14 protein-coding genes and 3 pseudogenes are annotated in these 17,718 nt (G+C 33.2%); 9 read left to right on the top strand and 8 right to left on the bottom strand.

Annotated elements, in window-relative coordinates; translation table 11 throughout:
• Positions 1 to 737: 737 nt before the first annotated feature.
• The 4 genes from KNP87_RS13370 to KNP87_RS13385 all read left to right on the top strand — a co-directional run bounded on the left by KNP87_RS13370 (position 738) and on the right by KNP87_RS13385 (position 5,484).
• Positions 738 to 1,085: a hypothetical protein gene (locus tag KNP87_RS13370; RefSeq protein WP_214721992.1), complete on the top strand. Its 348-nt coding sequence runs from the start codon at positions 738 to 740 to the stop codon at positions 1,083 to 1,085.
• A 561-nt stretch (positions 1,086 to 1,646) separates the two neighbouring features.
• The gene (locus KNP87_RS13375) at positions 1,647 to 2,261 is read left to right on the top strand and encodes a hypothetical protein (RefSeq protein ID WP_214721993.1); all 615 of its coding nucleotides are present in this window, start codon (positions 1,647 to 1,649) and stop codon (positions 2,259 to 2,261) included.
• A 441-nt stretch (positions 2,262 to 2,702) separates the two neighbouring features.
• A complete protein-coding gene (locus KNP87_RS13380; protein WP_214721994.1) occupies positions 2,703 to 3,722 on the top strand; it encodes a tyrosine-type recombinase/integrase in 1,020 nt (339 codons plus the stop codon).
• Between the two features lie 937 nt (positions 3,723 to 4,659).
• Positions 4,660 to 5,484: a hypothetical protein gene (locus KNP87_RS13385; protein ID WP_214721995.1), complete on the top strand. Its 825-nt coding sequence runs from the start codon at positions 4,660 to 4,662 to the stop codon at positions 5,482 to 5,484.
• A 96-nt stretch (positions 5,485 to 5,580) separates the two neighbouring features.
• On the opposite strand, the pseudogene KNP87_RS13390 reads toward KNP87_RS13385, so the two are convergent.
• Positions 5,581 to 7,069: pseudogene (locus tag KNP87_RS13390) on the bottom strand (IS3 family transposase).
• Between the two features lie 69 nt (positions 7,070 to 7,138).
• Here KNP87_RS13390 and KNP87_RS17285 point away from each other — a divergent pair.
• Positions 7,139 to 7,747, top strand: coding sequence for a helix-turn-helix domain-containing protein (locus tag KNP87_RS17285; protein WP_214721996.1), 609 nt, complete (start codon positions 7,139 to 7,141; stop codon positions 7,745 to 7,747).
• Positions 7,748 to 7,776: 29 nt separating this feature from the next.
• Positions 7,777 to 7,965: pseudogene (locus KNP87_RS13400) on the top strand (IS3 family transposase); the annotation flags it as partial.
• Positions 7,966 to 8,196: 231 nt separating this feature from the next.
• On the opposite strand, the gene KNP87_RS13405 reads toward KNP87_RS13400, so the two are convergent.
• The 6 genes and pseudogenes from KNP87_RS13405 to KNP87_RS13435 form a co-directional block, all read right to left on the bottom strand.
• Positions 8,197 to 8,919 (bottom strand): hypothetical protein, encoded by a 723-nt coding sequence (locus tag KNP87_RS13405; protein WP_214721998.1) that lies wholly within the window; start codon positions 8,917 to 8,919, stop codon positions 8,197 to 8,199.
• Positions 8,906 to 10,366, bottom strand: coding sequence for an AAA family ATPase (locus KNP87_RS13410; RefSeq protein ID WP_214721999.1), 1,461 nt, complete (start codon positions 10,364 to 10,366; stop codon positions 8,906 to 8,908). Before KNP87_RS13410 ends, KNP87_RS13405 begins: the two co-directional genes overlap by 14 nt.
• 757 nt (positions 10,367 to 11,123) lie before the next feature.
• Positions 11,124 to 12,155, bottom strand: coding sequence for a DUF7014 domain-containing protein (locus tag KNP87_RS13415; RefSeq protein WP_214722000.1), 1,032 nt, complete (start codon positions 12,153 to 12,155; stop codon positions 11,124 to 11,126).
• Positions 12,152 to 12,427, bottom strand: a complete 276-nt coding sequence (locus tag KNP87_RS13420) for a hypothetical protein (RefSeq protein ID WP_214722001.1) — start codon at positions 12,425 to 12,427, stop codon at positions 12,152 to 12,154. The genes KNP87_RS13415 and KNP87_RS13420 overlap by 4 nt, the downstream gene beginning before the upstream one ends.
• 306 nt (positions 12,428 to 12,733) lie before the next feature.
• Positions 12,734 to 13,243 (bottom strand): annotated as a pseudogene (locus tag KNP87_RS13425) (ParA family protein).
• 16 nt (positions 13,244 to 13,259) lie between these two features.
• Entirely contained in the window at positions 13,260 to 13,805 is a 546-nt protein-coding gene (locus KNP87_RS13435; protein ID WP_214722003.1) for a recombinase family protein, read from the bottom strand.
• A 277-nt stretch (positions 13,806 to 14,082) separates the two neighbouring features.
• On the opposite strand from KNP87_RS13435, the gene KNP87_RS13440 reads away from it, so the two are divergent.
• Together KNP87_RS13440 and KNP87_RS13445 are read left to right on the top strand one after the other, a co-directional pair.
• Positions 14,083 to 14,505: a hypothetical protein gene (locus KNP87_RS13440; RefSeq protein ID WP_214722004.1), complete on the top strand. Its 423-nt coding sequence runs from the start codon at positions 14,083 to 14,085 to the stop codon at positions 14,503 to 14,505.
• A gap of 786 nt (positions 14,506 to 15,291) precedes the next feature.
• Positions 15,292 to 16,314, top strand: coding sequence for a DUF4062 domain-containing protein (locus KNP87_RS13445; RefSeq protein ID WP_051523845.1), 1,023 nt, complete (start codon positions 15,292 to 15,294; stop codon positions 16,312 to 16,314).
• Between the two features lie 328 nt (positions 16,315 to 16,642).
• Here the strand turns inward: KNP87_RS13445 and KNP87_RS13450 are convergent, their stop codons facing one another.
• The gene (locus KNP87_RS13450) at positions 16,643 to 16,906 is read right to left on the bottom strand and encodes a hypothetical protein (RefSeq protein WP_214722005.1); all 264 of its coding nucleotides are present in this window, start codon (positions 16,904 to 16,906) and stop codon (positions 16,643 to 16,645) included.
• Positions 16,907 to 17,052: 146 nt separating this feature from the next.
• Here KNP87_RS13450 and KNP87_RS13455 point away from each other — a divergent pair, with 146 nt between their 5' ends.
• Positions 17,053 to 17,607, top strand: coding sequence for a hypothetical protein (locus KNP87_RS13455; protein ID WP_214722006.1), 555 nt, complete (start codon positions 17,053 to 17,055; stop codon positions 17,605 to 17,607).
• Positions 17,608 to 17,718: the final 111 nt, after the last annotated feature.

Below are 17,718 nucleotides of genomic sequence, written 5' to 3' on the forward strand. Positions count from 1 at the left end.
TAAAACTAATTCACTCCGAGCAATTCATTTAAATAATAGTAATTTTTTTATTTTTTTAGAAAAATAGCCCATTATATTCTATGAAAATCATTGCCGCTTTTTAAATATCATCTAACATATAGATATTATTGTTAAGGTGAATTAAGGGATTTAGTAGGCGTTTAAATGTTCATTTTTTTTGTAATCTTTATTACTTATCTAATAAAAATCGTATCTACAATTATCTTTAAAAAAACTTAAATAGAGATCACTCTATTGTCATTAGATGATAGTTGATAAGATTTCGTTAAAATTCTTTTAGGGAAGTCTATACGTACATGGTAATAAATTAAGAATGTTATTACCTTTTCAGTTGCAAATGAACTATGAATATAAAATACGATACAACTTAAGTATCTTTAATAGGATCGGTATGGAGAAATGAACTGAGATGAATTGAACTGAGATGAATTGAACTCGGAGTTTTAAAATGGTCATAATTATACACACCATGTGAATCGGTTCAGCATTGACAATGAGCCTTATGTAATCATTCAAAAATGCTAACGATACTTGCGCATATACTTAAAAAAATGTCATACATTCTATCAATTAAGTTACGTATTTTACTTATTTATTTATGAATAGCATGTCATTATAATGGTTTCTAAAAATCTTATTCACTTAATTCAAAAAATAAATATTTTCCCCATTTTTAAGTAAAAAATTAAACATGAAGATTAATTTTTTACTTAAAAATGAAAGGTGATGTAAAGTCAATGAAGAAACTCATAGCAGGATTAGTAGTTTTGTTCGCATCTATTAGTTCGCCTGCTGATGCAAGCGTAAGCTTACCAACTATCAGCCAAATTAATGATGAGATTTATGATAACTATGTAGTTCGTGGCAATACGTTTTATTACTCAGATTACGAGGGGACTAAGCTTTACGATCTAAATACTGGAACACCACCTCGAGTAGATGACACCTACGATCAATTGTTGGATGTTAGTTCAGACGAAGCATGGACAGTACAAAAAGAGTCTTATGAAGATACAATTTCTATACATAATCGTTTTGGTGAACAGGTCTCTGATTTGTATTGACTAAACTACAATGGTATTCAATATGATTTAGGATATGACATCCAAGCAAAATTCTTACCAAATTCCTCAATGCTTATTATTGCTACAAATGATAATCTCATATTTTACGATGTTAAAACAGATAACGTCTCTCTTATCCGTGGAATTAACACACGCGGAACTTTAACTGTCTCTAATCAATACATTATGATCGGTGATAATTCTTCTATACGCGTCATTGATCATAATGGGCAAACAGTGACAGAGATTCTACCTTCGGAACCAATCGTGTCGTATGATTTAACACTATCCAATGATCTAATTTATAACACGGTAAGCGGCCGGGTGTATCGGTATACGAAAGACCTCAATAAGGTATCGATGTCTTCACTAAAAACTACTGCTTCAATTGATTTAGATGAGAGTGTCTTATTTTTAGGAACAAGTGGTGGGGCACTCTATGATATGGAAACCTCCAAAAGAATTTTTACGAATATAACAGGGGGTTCGATTGGCTTTAATCAGAGCACTTCGCGAATTCTTGCAGTAGGGGATCTCGTAAAAGTATAGGATGCAAAAAACTTGAATAAGCGAACTGTTAAGGTAAGAGTCAATTCTAAGCTAAGTTCACTGGTGGAGCGAACAGAAATAACACCGTCTATCATTTCGCCTTCAAAAAATGGAACGAGTTCCACTATCATATCACCTATCACGTGGCGTACGGACAACTCTCAAGTAGTCTATTTTTCAAAAGGTAAATTAATCGCTAAATCACCTGAGAAGGCCACAATTAAAGCTACTTTTGAAGACTTTATAGCGACTTTGTTGGTTACTGTAAAGAAAGATCCTCGACTGACGAACATCCAATGGCTAACGAGTCAAAAAAATACATTAAATCAACAGGGTAGCTTTTTAAACGCACCTTATAAAATATATGATACGTATTCTAAAGTCAAAGGACAGAATGGTAAACTTTCTTATTATGGGAGGGTTTATACAAGTGGTGTGTTAAAAGACAAATGGCATTACGGAACATACCGAAAAACCAAAACAGTTGATGAAATCATGCTTCCTCTAAGTCTTAAGAAAAGAACAGATATTACTGAAAAGCAAGTAATCAGTGTATTTGCAAAGGCTTATAAAACATATAAAAAGACAGATGGCATGTCTACACTAGGAACGAAAATCATAGAGTAGCATACTATAAAAAAGACGAGTTTTTACATTATAAAGAAAAAGCATGATCTGGAAGTTGTATATGACGGTAAGGGATACGTACGCTATATGCACCTTTTTGAATCTCGCTGGCTTTATATCGATGAAGAAGAATGCTTCTTCCGTATACATAGTGTTCCACCGTATTTCTTTTCATTCATTTCGAAATAATGTTATGTAAACTAATTCATCTCTTTAAATTTACTTGTGATAATTAGCTGTTATCACAAGTAGTTGTTTGTTATACTAAATATAGAGATTTTATGTAATACATAGTCTATTTTTAAAAATGACTTATAATATATATGTATATCAATCGTAATTTTATATAATACACAAATATATTGTTGAATTATTAGTAAACGTAAAAATAAATCATCAAAAGAGGAAGCGTTGAGCAGTACATACACGGGAGGATGGGCCATGAAAGAGGAAGTCGTACACGAAATCGTGATCAAAGAAGAAGCAGCCCTAGCATTTGCTGATAGCCGGGAGAAATTATTGGCCGTGCTCGAGAATGATCACTTGAACATGGAGGCACTGAGCGACCTCGAAATTTTCGAACTGTTCTGGGCGACCGAGTTGTTTCCGATTTACAGCCAAAAAAGCCCGCATACAAAGCGGGCTTACAAACAAGATCTCGATTATATCTTACGTTTCTTTGTGACGAAGACGCAGGGCGTCAAGCAGCTGACGATCCTCAATCTACATGAGTACTTAAAGGACGTTCATGACCAATACGCGCCACGGACCGTCAAACGCCGCAATGCCATGTTGCGACGCTTCTTGCGCTTCCTGCACGTCAATGACTACCACACACGCAACCTATCTCTGCAGGTGAAGGACCAGATGAAGCCAGATCCCCTTCGTCGCGAGATCGACTTCGATGAGATAGAGGCGATTGCTCTCGCCTTCCGCAACACAGTAAAGCAAAAAAAGAACCGAGAGCTATTGCAACTAAGAAACGAGACGATGGGCTATCTGTTGTTGACGACAGGAATGCGCGCTGCAGAATTACTGTCACTTCAGTTCAATCATGTTCATGAAACAACTTCTGTAAACTATATCGAATTTAAAGGAAAGCGCGAAAAATGGAGGCGCATTCCGTTATCTCAAAAGTCAACCCATCTCATACATCGACTTAAAAAATTAATGAAAATCGAAGGTATAATCAACCCTCATATTTGTTTTAATGGACGGTTAGAGGGTAAATCTATTTCTTACGAAGCATTGAGACTAATCGCTCAAACTGCCTCTATCCAATTGACGTCCCAAAAACATTCACCTCACTGGTTCAGACGCTCTTTTATTACAAAATTATTAGCGAATGGTATATCACTATACGAAGTCATGAATCTTTCAGGTCACGAATCAATCAATACTACTAATTCGTATCTTCAACAATTAAGAAAAATTGATTTAAATGTGCTGCCGTACGAATAACTTTTCGTAATACTATAGAAATATGTTCTACATAATGCAGTTTAATATTATAAATGTAAAAATTTATAACGAAATTAAAGGAATCGTTAATGTGTTTTTCTTTAACATGTTATTAAACTTAGTCAGTTTTTGGAAAAAAGGAGATAGCGATCAACTACCTTCTTCAGATTGAAGATAAACCAAAAAAACTTTAACTTAAACAACTGTTCTTTTTTGTTTAATTTTATTCATTATTCTAGGAGCATAATTAAAAAAACAAAAAAAGAAGTATAAGAAGACATTCGTAAGACGCGCTCAGATAAATTTCAAAGAAAAAATTGATAAAATCAAAAAGATTTGCCCTTGTCATTATTGTGACTGTCTTTCCCTATACACTATACACTTGTGAGATCAAGAGGGTTCAAGGTATCTTTCTAAAGATTTCTATGAGGACGATTACTACGACTGTCAATAATCAGTTTTTAAATTATTGAAACGGCACGTGATAGAGGAAATAAAGAATCTTAGGCAACAAAATTCGAATCGTTATTTTCACCATAATCATCAAGAAAAAATTAAAAGCGTTTTTTTGTAAACGAAAGAGAAGTATTGTGTGGACTAGACTTGCTATCGAAATCTTAAAAACAATGTATACTTCCATTTTCTTAAAAAAGATAAAAATTCAAAATTAATTTCAGTAATTATTTTCTCGTTTCGTATTGCTCATATAATTTGATAAATGTCGAATTTTCTATTATTAACTATTATATTATTAATTTAAACTCTTTATTAAACCTTATCGTTATTTTTAAAAATGAAAATAATTTGTAATACACATTGATTTCCCATCATAAGACCTTAAAGTTAGTTCAATGAATATGTAAACTAATATTTTTAGTCTAGGTAAATCAAAAAAAATGATGTTACTATATTTCTATTGAACTTGGAGGTGGTTTTTATGTCGGATTTATTTTTAAATTACTATAGAAATGAATTTAATCGTATTAAAGAATCGAAAGATATTACTTTCCCTTTAGAGCATAAAGAAAAAATTATAGTTTATTTGTTTAGATATTTATCTTATGTTTCATTACCTTTAATAATAATTCTTGGTTTTTCATATGATTATATTAATACAAGTTATTCACCGAGATTTTTTTACTTATTTGGATTTATTTTTATTTTTTGTGTTCATATCATCATTACTATTTTATTTTTTATTAGAATGTATCATGTAAGGAAAAAATTTAATTATAAGAAAAAAAAACAAAAAAAAATAATTCAAAATGCTTTGATCGATCATTTCTCTAAAGAAATAATATTAAGTAAAAAAGATGAGTTAACTGATGTTATTTTGAATATTAAAGTTAGTGATTCAAAAGAATATAAAGAGTTACAGAAACAATTTGAAAAAAAACTTACTAAAGAGAAAAAAAATGTGACTTTCAATTATCCTATATTATCTATAGTAATAGCTATATCCATTGCTATTTTAAAACCCGTAAGTCCCGATTCAAATATATTATTTTTGACACTAATTACAATGATTATTTTAGGGAATTTAGCAATATATAGTTTTTATAAAGATTATTACACAAGATATTATTTACCTGTTGAAGAAGAGTTACAAGATATAACAGATTTATTACAAGAATTAATTATTTATAAAACTATATATGAGAATGATAATATTAGTATTTCACCTAATAATATGATCAAAATATTCAACATGATTGACAATATAGATTTTGTAAATCAAACCATAAACAAAAATACAAAATAATTCAAAATTTTATTATATCTTAAGAAGAAAATGATAGATTTACTTTTAATCTGAAATGCTCCCCGTCAAGTAGACAGGACAAATAATAAAAATCTCTTAAACGGCTTGAGCTCTGTATTCTAATGGAGCCAAGCCGTTTAATCGTTGTTGATATCGCTCTTCATTGTAGGAGTGGATATACCTTTGGATCGCAAGCCGGAGTTTGTCGAACTCCTCAAACTTATGTAGATAGTAACTCTCGCATTTCAGTGCTCCCCAAAAGGACTCAATCGGACCGTTATCAATGTATTTACCAACACGAGACATGCTTTGTGTAATACCTGCCATGCGTGTCATTTGACGAAATGCATGCGAAGTATATTGAAACCCTCGATCACTATGAAGCTAGGGACGACTTTCAGGTGCGCCCTGAAGGGCGCGTTCGAGCGTATCAAACACGAGCTGATTGTTATTAGAATGTCCTATAACGAATGCACGGATGGATCCATCATATAGATCCAGAATGGCACTTAAATAAGCCTCAAAGAGGCACCGTACTTCAGTTCTGTGACATCTGTTACCCATTTTTAATTGGGTACTGCCGCATGGAAATCACGATTCAGAATGTTCTCCGCTGTCTGTTGAGGACGGTTGCGAATGTACTTAGCACGTTTTCGGCGGATGACACAATGAATACCGGCGATATGCATCAGGCGACGGACGTGCTTTGCGTTAACGTTTCTTCCGAAACGACTTTTCAGGTTCAATTTCATTCATCTCTTCAATGATTTTCATGACCTCAGTCTCACGTACATTCGGTATAGCCATCCGAAACAACCACTTGTAATAGGCAGCGCGCGAGATACCTGCCAGATGACATAGAGCTATGATTGAATGGCTTCATATTTGTCCTGATGACGAATTTGACTTAACGCGACCTCCTCTCGATCTCCTCTAACTTTTTTAAGAAATCGTTCTCCATGCGTAGACGTTCATTTTCCTTCTCGAGTCTTTTCAGCTCCAACGCAAAGCGCTGTGTTTCCGTCAATTCTTCTACCGGCTTCTGACGTCCACGACGATCCATCAATGCATCAATTCCGTCCTTCTCGAACTTTCTTACCCAGCTGTAGATTTGTTGATACGAGACCCGATGGGTCTTCATGATGCTTTGATAGTCTTTTCCGTTTTGTATACAGTCCATAACTGCCTGGACACGCTCTTCGAATGTAGTGGTTCTACCTTTAGTCATAATGGATCGCTCCTTCAATGTTTTCCCTTGAGTACTATGACTAGTATACTTCTCAATCCATTGTACAAGTACGCTCGTATTCGAAATATTGAACCGTACTGTAGCGCTAGTGAGTGATTCCTCTTGAGTGAGCACTGCGCGCACAGCCTCCATCTTTAGTTCTTCTGGATAACGTGTCCATTCTGTTGGATTACGAAGTGCCAAAGAGCCGCCCTTACGATATTTTACCCTCCATTTATTTAAGGTGGTGACTGATAGCTCGAAGACCGAAGCAATCGCTTTTATCGAGTCTGTTCTGTCATCACACATCCTAATGATATGTAGTTTTTGATCCATCGAAAGTCTAGATTTAGACATAGAAAAAGCTCCCTTCAAAAAAGTGAACTGCCCCATAAAAGTTGGACATGAAAATCCAACTTTTATGGGGTGTTTTTTACGGTCAAATATACGAAGGCGTTTAAAGTCCAGGTCGCTGAGCGTTATCTGACGGGACGAGACGAATACCAAGGTGTGGCGAAAGAATTCGGGATAGCGCGTGAACTGATCCGTGAGTGGTCACGTCTCTATGAACGTTGGGGGGAGACGATCTTCGATCCTTCCTATACAACCCACTCGCCGACATTTAAACTGGAGGTATTAAATGACATGGCGACCAATGGGCTGTCTCGCATGGAGGCGGCTATGAAATACCAAATCTCCTCCCCAGGGATGATCTCGAACTGGCGATCAACGTATGAACGGGAAGGCGTCGAGGGTCTGGTCGCCAGACCGAAAGGACGTGCCCCGATGGCGAGACGCAAGAAGAATCCTGAAGAGATGACGGAGGTTGAGAAGCTCAAGGAGCGAATCGAGTACCTCGAGATGGAGAACGCTGCGTTAAAAAAAATTGAGAGCCTTGGTTCAAGAAGAGAACGCGCGACGAACCGGATCAAGGCGCAAGTGATCGACGAGTTGCAGGCGATCATTTCGTCCCGGGACTCCTCCGCGTGCTCGGTATGGCCCGAAGCGTCTACTACTATTGGCGGACGCGCCTGACGGGCGAAGACAAGTATGCGGAGGTAAAGGCAGCCATCGAAAGCTTCTTCGCCGTGCTCAAGTCAGAGCTCCTATATCTCAAGGAGTTCGATGACATGGACCACTTCAAATGTGAGCTCAAGCGTTATATCGAGTACTATAACCAACGCCGTATTAAGAGACGACTAAAAAACCTGAGCCCGGTGGAATACCGGACTCAGGTCCTCAAGGTCGCCTGACGAATTATTTATTGTCTAACTTTTTTGGTTCCGTTCAAAAGTAGACAGTTTTTGTTATTTCAACTGTCTACTTTTTGGGGAGCATATCAGAGCATACCAAATCGTATGATAATGAACTTTTTTTCCTTATAAAAATTTCTCTTTTTTAGAGTATCTACGATATTTTACACCTAGAAAAGTGAAATAAAAAGGAGTTATTTTCGATAAAGAGAAAAACCATTACTTCGTCAATTATCTAATCATATGTTTATCAAAAAGAATATTTATATTTGAAACTGCTCTTTCAAATAAATTGGGTGTTTGTGTTAAATAATTCCACGATGTTTCATATTCGTCAGATATTTTTTTTTCATTAGAGTTAAGAAAAGAGTATACTTCCTCAACGTCAGAATATCTAGAAACGAATAAGTCAACTGCATCCCATTTATCTCCCTCATCCAAAAATAAATTATCTGATAAAAAATGTTCTAGATTTATTGAATAATAGTACATGGAAAATGGTATTTCATCAACTGTTTTTATATTCCATAACTCATCTTGAAATTTTCTTTTGATTTGCCAAGTGTTATACAATCTATTTAACATATTATGGTTTTTAACCTTGATTTTTCCCCTGCGCTCATGATATTCATACGTTTTACCATTGTAGTAATTAGCATTTCTATCTACTTCATAATTTTCACGGTTCACGTATGATCCATCTATATCTACAAATTGAATAATTTCAGCTATATCTTCTCTTTGTATGTATGAAGGATTTATAACTGAAGATACAATTTCATTTATTAGATCAACACCCGTACGCTCTCTATTTTCATCTTTCGTGAATATATCGCCGTTAGTTACTTTAACCTGAAGATTGTATCTTGCAAATAATGTTATTAATGAACTAGCAAATACAGTAGAATCTTGATCACCTTCTAAAATGATAATTACAATTTTACGCTCTTCCATTTTTTATTTTCTCAAACCTTCTCAAGATTTTTCGATGAGTACTCTTCATACTATTTTTTATCTCAAATTTATTTGTTGGTTCATATAATTCTTCAGAATATCCACCTAATTGAATCGCTCTTATATATTTAGATCTAAGGTTATTTGTTATTTTTACATCTGGTATATTAATATATCTATTCATCGGATTTGTAGTTGTAAATACTATTTCACTAGGTTTCAAAACTTCTAAAGCTCTTAAATTATGGGAAGTAAATATTAATGTTCCTTCTGCACTTTCAGAAAAAATTTCTAATATTTCACCTAATAAAAATTCATATATTCCACTGTCTAACTCATCTATTATTGCAATATTATTGGGATTATTATAAGCACTTATAATATTACTCAAGACGGAAACGATTTTTTTAATTCCATCTGATTCACTTCTAAACGGCAATTTTTTACCATCTCGATTTGAGATTAATTCAACTACGTATTCTTCAATCATTCCTTCTTCTGTTTTTGTTGTTTCTAAGGTATTTAATTCTACTTTTAATCCAGGAATTATGTGGGGTAATACTCCATTAATTTGATCAAAAACTACAGTAGCATAGTGGAATTCCACGGCCTTTAAAATTGCTGCTTTTTCAGAACTTAAATTAAGTATCCCATGAGCACTTAATTTAGAGTCTACTTTTATAAAGTAACTTATAGGTATAGCTGTATTTGAATAAATGATTCCAAATTGGCTATTAGAATGTATAGACAAGTTTACTGCTAGTACTTGGTTCAGTATATACATACATCTTCTTAGTTCATTTACTATTTCTTTATCAGATTGTTCAGCAATAAACTTTTGCATTCCTTTTCCGAAAATAAATGATTCTTGATTTTCTTTAGCCATTGTCTTTACGTAATCTAATTTTACCGTATTTAATTTATTATCTGGAAAAATATTTTTTGTTGCTAGTGGATAAATTTCATTATCTGCAGAAAAACTCATTAAAGTTTTTTTCCTAATTTTTTCAATACTTAAAGTTTCTAAGGTTTCTTCAAAAACTTCCAGCTTGATAGATTCACTTTCATTTGATGAATCTATTAAAGTTAATTTTTCATCTTCATTGTGTGTTATATCTGATACCTTTATTTTTTCACTATTCATTACTTTTCTTAAAGAAAAGCTATAAAAGATATCTCGTTCATCTAAAACTTCTAAAACAATAGAAACTTTTAACTTATTTTCGTCGTCAATTAAATCTAAAATATTACTTTTCATTCTTTCACCAGAAATTAATGTTTTTAGAATAATTAATGAGTCAACTAATGCAGTCTTACCAGAGCCATTTTGACCATAGATTCCTAAAACTCTGTTATCTTTTAAATTAATTTCTCCAGATTTAACATTTTTAATATTATTTATTTTTATTTGTTTAAGTTTCACAACCAGATTTTCTACGTACTTCAAATTATCTCCTCATTTCTTTAATTATTATACCTTATTTTTAATAATCAAACAAAAATTTTGTTATTAAATATTCGATTATTCATTTAAAAATTAAATTTTTTTAATATTTAATTCCAGTTAAAGAATTTTAATACTAAGTGAAATACTTAATAAAAAACGCAAATAAACCTATGACTACCTTGTATAGAATAGAGTTATCATACAAATTTCAATATAGAATTAATTATGTGTAACGCTCACATTACCATATATGAAAAATCTAAAATAGAGATAAATCTAGGATTAGATTTGTACAACTGTAAGATCTAAGCACGCCTCAATCGTCAACTCTAAGATATCTTTCGATACGTAATACATACGTTTTTTGATTCTTTTTGCCACTTTGGTTCTAGAATAGTAAGAAGATTTTAATTATTTTAGATTTATTAGAGTTTAATCCCATTTGTTTCAAACTGTCACAAAGATCACCAATTTCTCAACATCGCTTTTATCACTCATTTTAGTACGCCGAATGCATCTAATCAATTGCGACTTGTCTAACCCTTTATCTAGAACCTCTCGTAGTTGTTTACTTCCTTGTCCTCCAAACTTTTTTGCTTAAAAAGCACAATTAACGGATTTTGACACCTAAAAATTATAGCGTTTCATTCAACAACCTCTCTTACTATGTTTAATTACATCATATAAACAACAAAGAGTAATTTTCTTTACTATTAGTACTACTGATATCACTAGCATAAAAAAGAGCGAAGCTGCTCTATCCATATGTCTTAATCAAATAAATAATATTTGATGCTGTCATATGAAGAGCAAATTCGCAATGTCTTTTGTGAGTTTCAATTATTTCGTTTCCTTCCCCATGACCTCCATGTGCATTTCTTAATGAAGCTAATGTTTGTAAGCTATTTCGCATTCCTTCTAATGCAGTCTTATGGAATTTTTCTAAATCTCCATGTTCTAAAGTTGTATCTATTAGCAAATTTAATTGAGCATGTTCTAAAATTGTATCGATCAACAAGTTAGCGCTAGCTGCTTGTACACTTGGTGACTTCTTTTTGGGATTCCGATTAACAATTGACCAATTATTTTTATGAATAATAATCTTCATTGTACTTTCAAATGCTTTATTTGCTTGATGAATAGCGTCCTTAAATTTATTTTCTCTAAATTTTGAAAAAGCATCTAACATTTCCTTATTAGCTGTTGAATAAAGAGGATCTGATAAATATAAGAGAGCTGGACGGATCATTTCTAAATGAGTGATTTCATTTCCTTTATGAATCACGTGCCCTTTAACCAATTCATAACCTATTCCATTATGTCGAAATACTTCGTTAATTAATTCATCAATTTTTTCTGAGGACCCCTTTTTAAATCGTTCTAAAACTGAGTATGAAAGCAGATCTATCATATCTAAAATCAACAAATAATCTTTTTCGTCTGCATAAATGAGCAACTTAAAAAATTCTCCCTCATCTTTATCTCTCGAAAAAACACCATAGTCTTTTGTACTTCTCCGATTCATTTCTTGAATTGATGCTTTAGATAATAAATCAGCGAAATCTGTTACTCCTTTTCTTCGTTTAAGATTACTCATAAGTCCATAATAAAAAGATCCTATATCATCGTGCTTACTACGAAATGTAAAAGTACGCAACATTGAACTTACTTGTTGAAAAATTTGAACACGTGTCTTCCGACTAATAACCTCATATGCTAATACATCATACTTAGTAGGAAACATTCTTTCAGAATACAATTCTCTTCCCAAGTAGCCTTCATTACTCATAGATGACCCTCTCTTTTAAATAATTCTCTTAGCGCAAGATTTACAGTAGCAGACTTTACTCCTCGTTGCCCCTTTTGCTGAAAACCATTTAAAATTTTTGCTAAGTCTTCTTCTATATAAAATCCTGTATATACCGTATTACTTCTCTTAGTATTCAAAATTTCTTTAAGAACGCTATTATTTACATTTTCACTAATGTTATTGCTAGCGTTATCAAATGGATCATTAGCAACTTCATTAAATCCCTTTAGTCTTCTTTCTTTATTACTCATTTCGTAGTCTCCTTATCCAAGCTTCAATTCTTTTAATAATTCACTGTATATTTTTGCCCCTTTAGAAGTAGGAGCTGCTAGCGACAAAGGTCTCTGATCAAAACCAACACTGTATGCAAACTCGATTGTTGTCGGTATAAACGTTTTAGTGATCTTTATTTTCGAGTTCATTGCGTAATCTTGTAAAAGTTCCATAATCCCTCTATGTAAAAGTGTTCTTTGACTCACTAGTGTAGGGACGATCGCTCGCAGACGTAACTCAGGATTCATTTGACTCTTAAAATCATTCACTATCTTCAAGGTTTTCTATAATGATCGCATAGCATATTTTTCAGGTTGAAATGGAATAATCATATCCTGGCACGCCACTAAAATGTTTCCTGGTATTAACCCCAAACTTGTTGGCGTATCGATCAATACATAATCGTAATCCATCTTAATTTTTTCAATTACTTCTTTAAGTAATGAAGATCGCTTTTGTGTAGGAAATTGTCTTGCATCTAACAATACATCGAACTTAAATGAGAGCATATCATCATTCGTAACTAGAAGATCGATATTCTTATCAACACTAACTAACGCCTTTTTAGGATCTGCACCTTTAATAAGTGCATCGTATAAAGAAAACTCTACATCTTCTTCTAACAGATCCGGGTTTTAGCCAAAAGTTACGCCCACATCTGATTGTATTTCCATATCAACGATTAAGACTTTCTTATCAATTAATGAGAGTTGACCAGCAAGGTTTATTGTCATGGAGGTTTTTAATACCCCGCCCTTGTTACTTATGACTGCAATTACTTCTCCAGGCATCATTACAACTCATACTTCCTCAGCTTTTTTGGCGGTATTTATAGAACGTAGGTGGTTTCAGTGGTAAGACATTACAAATATCCTTTACAGTCATTCCAGCTTCGAACATCATGTTAGCTTTATCAATGACTGATTGCTCAATCGGCTTTCTACCACCGACTCTCCCTCTACTTCTTGCTGCAGCTAATCCTGCTTTAGTTCGCTCAATTGTTAATTCCCTTTCCATTTCTGCAAGACCTGCCATAATCGTAAAATACAGCTTACCAGCTGGTGTATTGGTATCAACACCTAAAGTAAGTATTTTCAGTCCTACACCGTTCTCTTCTAACCACTCTGATAACTCGAGTAATTTTTTGGTTTGACGACCTAAACGATCCAATTTCCAAACGACTAATGTATCTCCAGGGCGTAAATAATTTAAACAAGATTCAAACGCCGGCCGTTCTTTTACTGAACTCTTCTTTTCTTCAAAAATCTTTTCACACCCGACCGCCTTAACTGCATCAAGCTGCAACTCTAAATTTTGTTCAATGGTCGACACTCTGACATATCCAATGTTCGCCATCTAGACACCTCCTGTTTTTTTGTTTGCTCGAGCAAACAACGATCTCGTAGCGAGGTTTTTTATATAAAACGTCAAATACAATCAATAAATAGATATTGATTAATATACGAGAAAATATAAGACTTTCCTGCTCATTATACTAAATTTATTAACGTATTGTTTTTTATATTAAACGACCGTTTAATATAAAAGTATCGAATCAAAATTTTAGAAAAATAAAGTTTATATGTAGTATAATTTAATATGAAATATCTTAAAAATATGGGAGGTAACTTAAATGCCTGGTAAAACTATGTATATTGATTGTTTAATAGATTCCAAAAATGCTGTATTGAGGGTAAACGAGGATCTTCAAGAAGTTGGTTACATGACATATTTTACTTCTAACGGAATTATTGTAGGAAAAGTAAGTAAGGTAAATAGTTTAGAAATGACGGATGATGGTAAGTCAGAAGAAGAATTAGCACGTCGGTTTAAGGAAAACATTCCTGTTACAGTATTTGATGTAGCCGATGGTATGTTTAAAAATTTAGTTAAGGATTCAGAAGATAACATTGAGAAAGATAATAAATCCATTATCTTAGAAGATGTTCAAATCCTGACTTACCCAAAGCATATTCTTAAGCTCAATTTTTTGGTATTGTTTACTGATCAGATTATAGGGATTGCTCCAGGAAGAATTGATTTAAACACCATGTAACTTTAATCGGAATGGTTAAAATGTTACTAAAACAGAAGTATCTATATGCCATATAAAAAAGATAAGTGGACATTCTTTCGTAAGAATGTCCACTTATCTTTTTAGATGCTCTAATAAAAAATATTTAGTAGCTAGATATTGTATCTACATTCATGATTTTTTCAAAAGGGAAAGCATGTAGACTATTTTGTGAATCAATCAGCTTAATACATTGATTGGAATAATCTATTTGATTTACGTACCCTTTATATTATTTCATTTGACAAGTTACTTCATCATAAATAGTTAATTTATTCCTCTTTTCGTTTTTGATGTTTTCGAATTTGGTTTTTCCGTTGTCTCCTCGGGGCGCTAAAAGCCTCAATAAGGCTTATTTTTGCCGATTTGACACCGAATGCGGACACTCGCTGCCTACGACGTGTCAAGGGATCTCTTGAGGAAACTTTTATTCTCCGATCTTCAGAGAATGATACAAAGTTTCCGTCCCTTGATGAGGAGTCCAGGTCTAGGTGCTGGAGGATCCCGAGAGGCGAAGCCGAGGCTCGGGTCCTCCAACATCAGCCCTGGTCAGTGAAGTGTACGCTCCGTGGCAGCCGTCAAACGAAGGACAGGAACGTACGGATCCTAGCGCCTATTGGCGCTTAGGACACATCGTTATCGGCCCAGAGTAGGATGACAGCGGTAGTTAGGTCCTGTCAGCATATAGATGCGTTACAGGACCTTCTATGAGCCCTAAAGCTATTAATGATATTATGTAGTTATCGCAAACAAGGGGGATAATTCATTTTGGAGAGAAAGATGCAAGTTTTTATTTCATCAACATACACAGACTTAATCGAGGAACGTCAACATGCTGTACAAGCTGTTTTAGATGCTAACCATATCCCAGCTGGAATGGAACTTTTTAAAGCAGGTGATGAGGATCAGTTAACGGTTATAAAAAAATGGATTGATGATTCCGATATTTACATGCTTATTTTAGGTGGGAGATATGGATCACTTGAGCCTAAAACAAAGTTAAGTTACACTCATTTAGAATTTGATTATGCGTTGAAAAGTGGCAAACCTATTTTTGCTCTTGTTTTATCAGACAACATGTTAAAACATAAAACTCTTCCTTCATCCAATATTTCTTTGAATGATAAAGACGTGTATGAGCAAAAAAATAAAAAAAAGTACATTGAGTTCAAAAGCTTAGTTGCAGGTCCTAATAGAACTGTAAAATTTCCTGATAATGTAGATCAGTTAAAAATGTACACTTTAACATCACTATACGATATGATAAGGTCCAAAAATTTAAGTGGATGGGTAAAGGCAACAGATAGTGAATTGATTGCTGAAAACACAACATTAAGAAAAAAAATTACTGAATTAACTGATGAGATAAACTCTTTAAAAACTGTAAATACCAATTCTTTTTCAAGAGTTGATGCTGGTTTAGCTCCTGCTCCAACTATAGATAATATCGGTGGTTTTACAATAAACGAAATTGTCGATGCCATGAAAAATGTACACATTGAAATGTACTCTCTTCCTTATGACATTAAAGTTAATACTGGCATCATGGATACACATGTTACTGCTCTTGAACTCTTTGTAAATCCTTTTGTGACCAAAGCATTTTCAGGCGTATTAGAACTTTCATCGTATAAAAATGACGATTTAATAGAACTAGTTGTAAGTGATGTTGTACCCTTACTACTTCGTTTTAATCTTGTACATGAATATGTATCAACTAATGGATATACACCAACAGGATATGCACTCAATCCTAATGGCCACTTCTTTTTAGGGAAATTAATTGACTAAAGTGATTACAAGTCATTGATGACTTGTAATCACTTTAGATTCCATTTGAATTTCTTTCTTAAGTTTTTCATAAAAAATAGTGTCAGAATCATTTTCTATATCAATCCCTTTTCCTAGCCACTCAAGAACACCATCATCAGAAATAAAATCTTCATTCCATGTTTCTGAATGAACAAATACAATACCCTCACTTATTTCAAGCAGTGTTGAGTTACAAACTGAAGAAAATCTTCTTCAGTTTGTAATTCAATTACTTCTTCGTTTTCCCATAAATAACTTACTTCTATCAAATCCACTTCATTTCACCCTGACATTGATTTACTAGCTATTAAGCTAGTAAATCAATGTTCCCTTTCTTCTCAATTGTCCAAATACGAATCAGCAATGCTTGTACATTGTCAATTGCTACTGATTCATATTGATGTGTCTTTACTCTTTCTAGCTCCCAGTTGAAAATTTCATCAATAACGTTCACTTTATTGTTTGGTTCAAGAATAAAATCTGTGACATGAAACAAGAAATCATTACCTAAGAAATTTAACGATATTTTTTCTTTTTCGGTCAACATGATAACCTGTTCCACCATATTCATAGATAAGCTTTTGAGATATTTCACTTTTTAAATATTCAAACGACCGTTTTATATAAAAAAAACTTCGAGGACTCAATTTTTTTATAGAAACTTTGTATTTCTACTTTCGTAGATTATTTTATAAAAATTGAAATGAGGAACTGTCTATGAAAATACCATCAATCATTGCACTAATAATATCCTTATCTGCAGGAATAATCCCTGGAATCTCTTTAGTGTCTAAAACAAAATTTGAAAGTACATTTCTGACTACAGAACAAATCCTGAAGAGACATTTTTTTATAGTATTTGTCGCTGCCTTATACTTAGGCTTCTTACTATCTTTTTTCTATGTATTGGTGAGCTACTTTATTAGAGATTTAAGTTATGAATCTATCAACTGGTCAACTGTAATCATCATCGCCGTAAGCACCTTCCTACTTAGCTTCGTTTTTTCTATTTGTTATGCAAAACCAATCAGTAATTTTATTATAAAAGAAAAATCGGTATACAAAGTGCGCTTAGAAAACTTAGGCGAACTTTATATAATTAAGATGTTAGACCACGAAACATGTATCTGTTCTTACGATCCTAATGCTAATCTAAACAGTCCAGGGACTCAGATATATTTAGTGAAAGTAGACGATTTAATTAAACTACCTTTATCAAAAGAAATAATCACACTTCCGTCTCGAAGTTTTTACAAAAAGTTATTCGATTAAACACATAGGACTAAATTTCCTTTCACTAGACTTATTGTTTTTTTTTAGCAATAAAATCTATCAAAAATGACTCACAGTTCAATCTTCCAGAAGATGAATCGTGAGTCATTT

The sequence above is a fragment of the Exiguobacterium sp. s192 genome (assembly GCF_018618795.1).
GTDB classification, from domain to species: Bacteria; Bacillota; Bacilli; order Exiguobacteriales; family Exiguobacteriaceae; genus Exiguobacterium_A; species Exiguobacterium_A undae.

Excerpts from the sequence above, each read along its gene's own strand:
- KNP87_RS13370 (WP_214721992.1), top strand. The coding sequence starts at position 738 with ATGAAAGGTGATGTAAAGTCAATGAAGAAACTCATAGCAGGATTAGTA.
- KNP87_RS13435 (WP_214722003.1), bottom strand. The coding sequence starts at position 13,805 with ATGGCGAACATTGGATATGTCAGAGTGTCGACCATTGAACAAAATTTA.
- KNP87_RS13420 (WP_214722001.1), bottom strand. The coding sequence starts at position 12,427 with ATGAGTAATAAAGAAAGAAGACTAAAGGGATTTAATGAAGTTGCTAAT.
- KNP87_RS13450 (WP_214722005.1), bottom strand. The coding sequence starts at position 16,906 with ATGAATATGGTGGAACAGGTTATCATGTTGACCGAAAAAGAAAAAATA.
- KNP87_RS13440 (WP_214722004.1), top strand. The coding sequence starts at position 14,083 with ATGCCTGGTAAAACTATGTATATTGATTGTTTAATAGATTCCAAAAAT.
- KNP87_RS13405 (WP_214721998.1), bottom strand. The coding sequence starts at position 8,919 with ATGGAAGAGCGTAAAATTGTAATTATCATTTTAGAAGGTGATCAAGAT.
- KNP87_RS13380 (WP_214721994.1), top strand. The coding sequence starts at position 2,703 with ATGAAAGAGGAAGTCGTACACGAAATCGTGATCAAAGAAGAAGCAGCC.
- KNP87_RS13455 (WP_214722006.1), top strand. The coding sequence starts at position 17,053 with ATGAAAATACCATCAATCATTGCACTAATAATATCCTTATCTGCAGGA.
- KNP87_RS13385 (WP_214721995.1), top strand. The coding sequence starts at position 4,660 with ATGTCGGATTTATTTTTAAATTACTATAGAAATGAATTTAATCGTATT.
- KNP87_RS13415 (WP_214722000.1), bottom strand. The coding sequence starts at position 12,155 with ATGAGTAATGAAGGCTACTTGGGAAGAGAATTGTATTCTGAAAGAATG.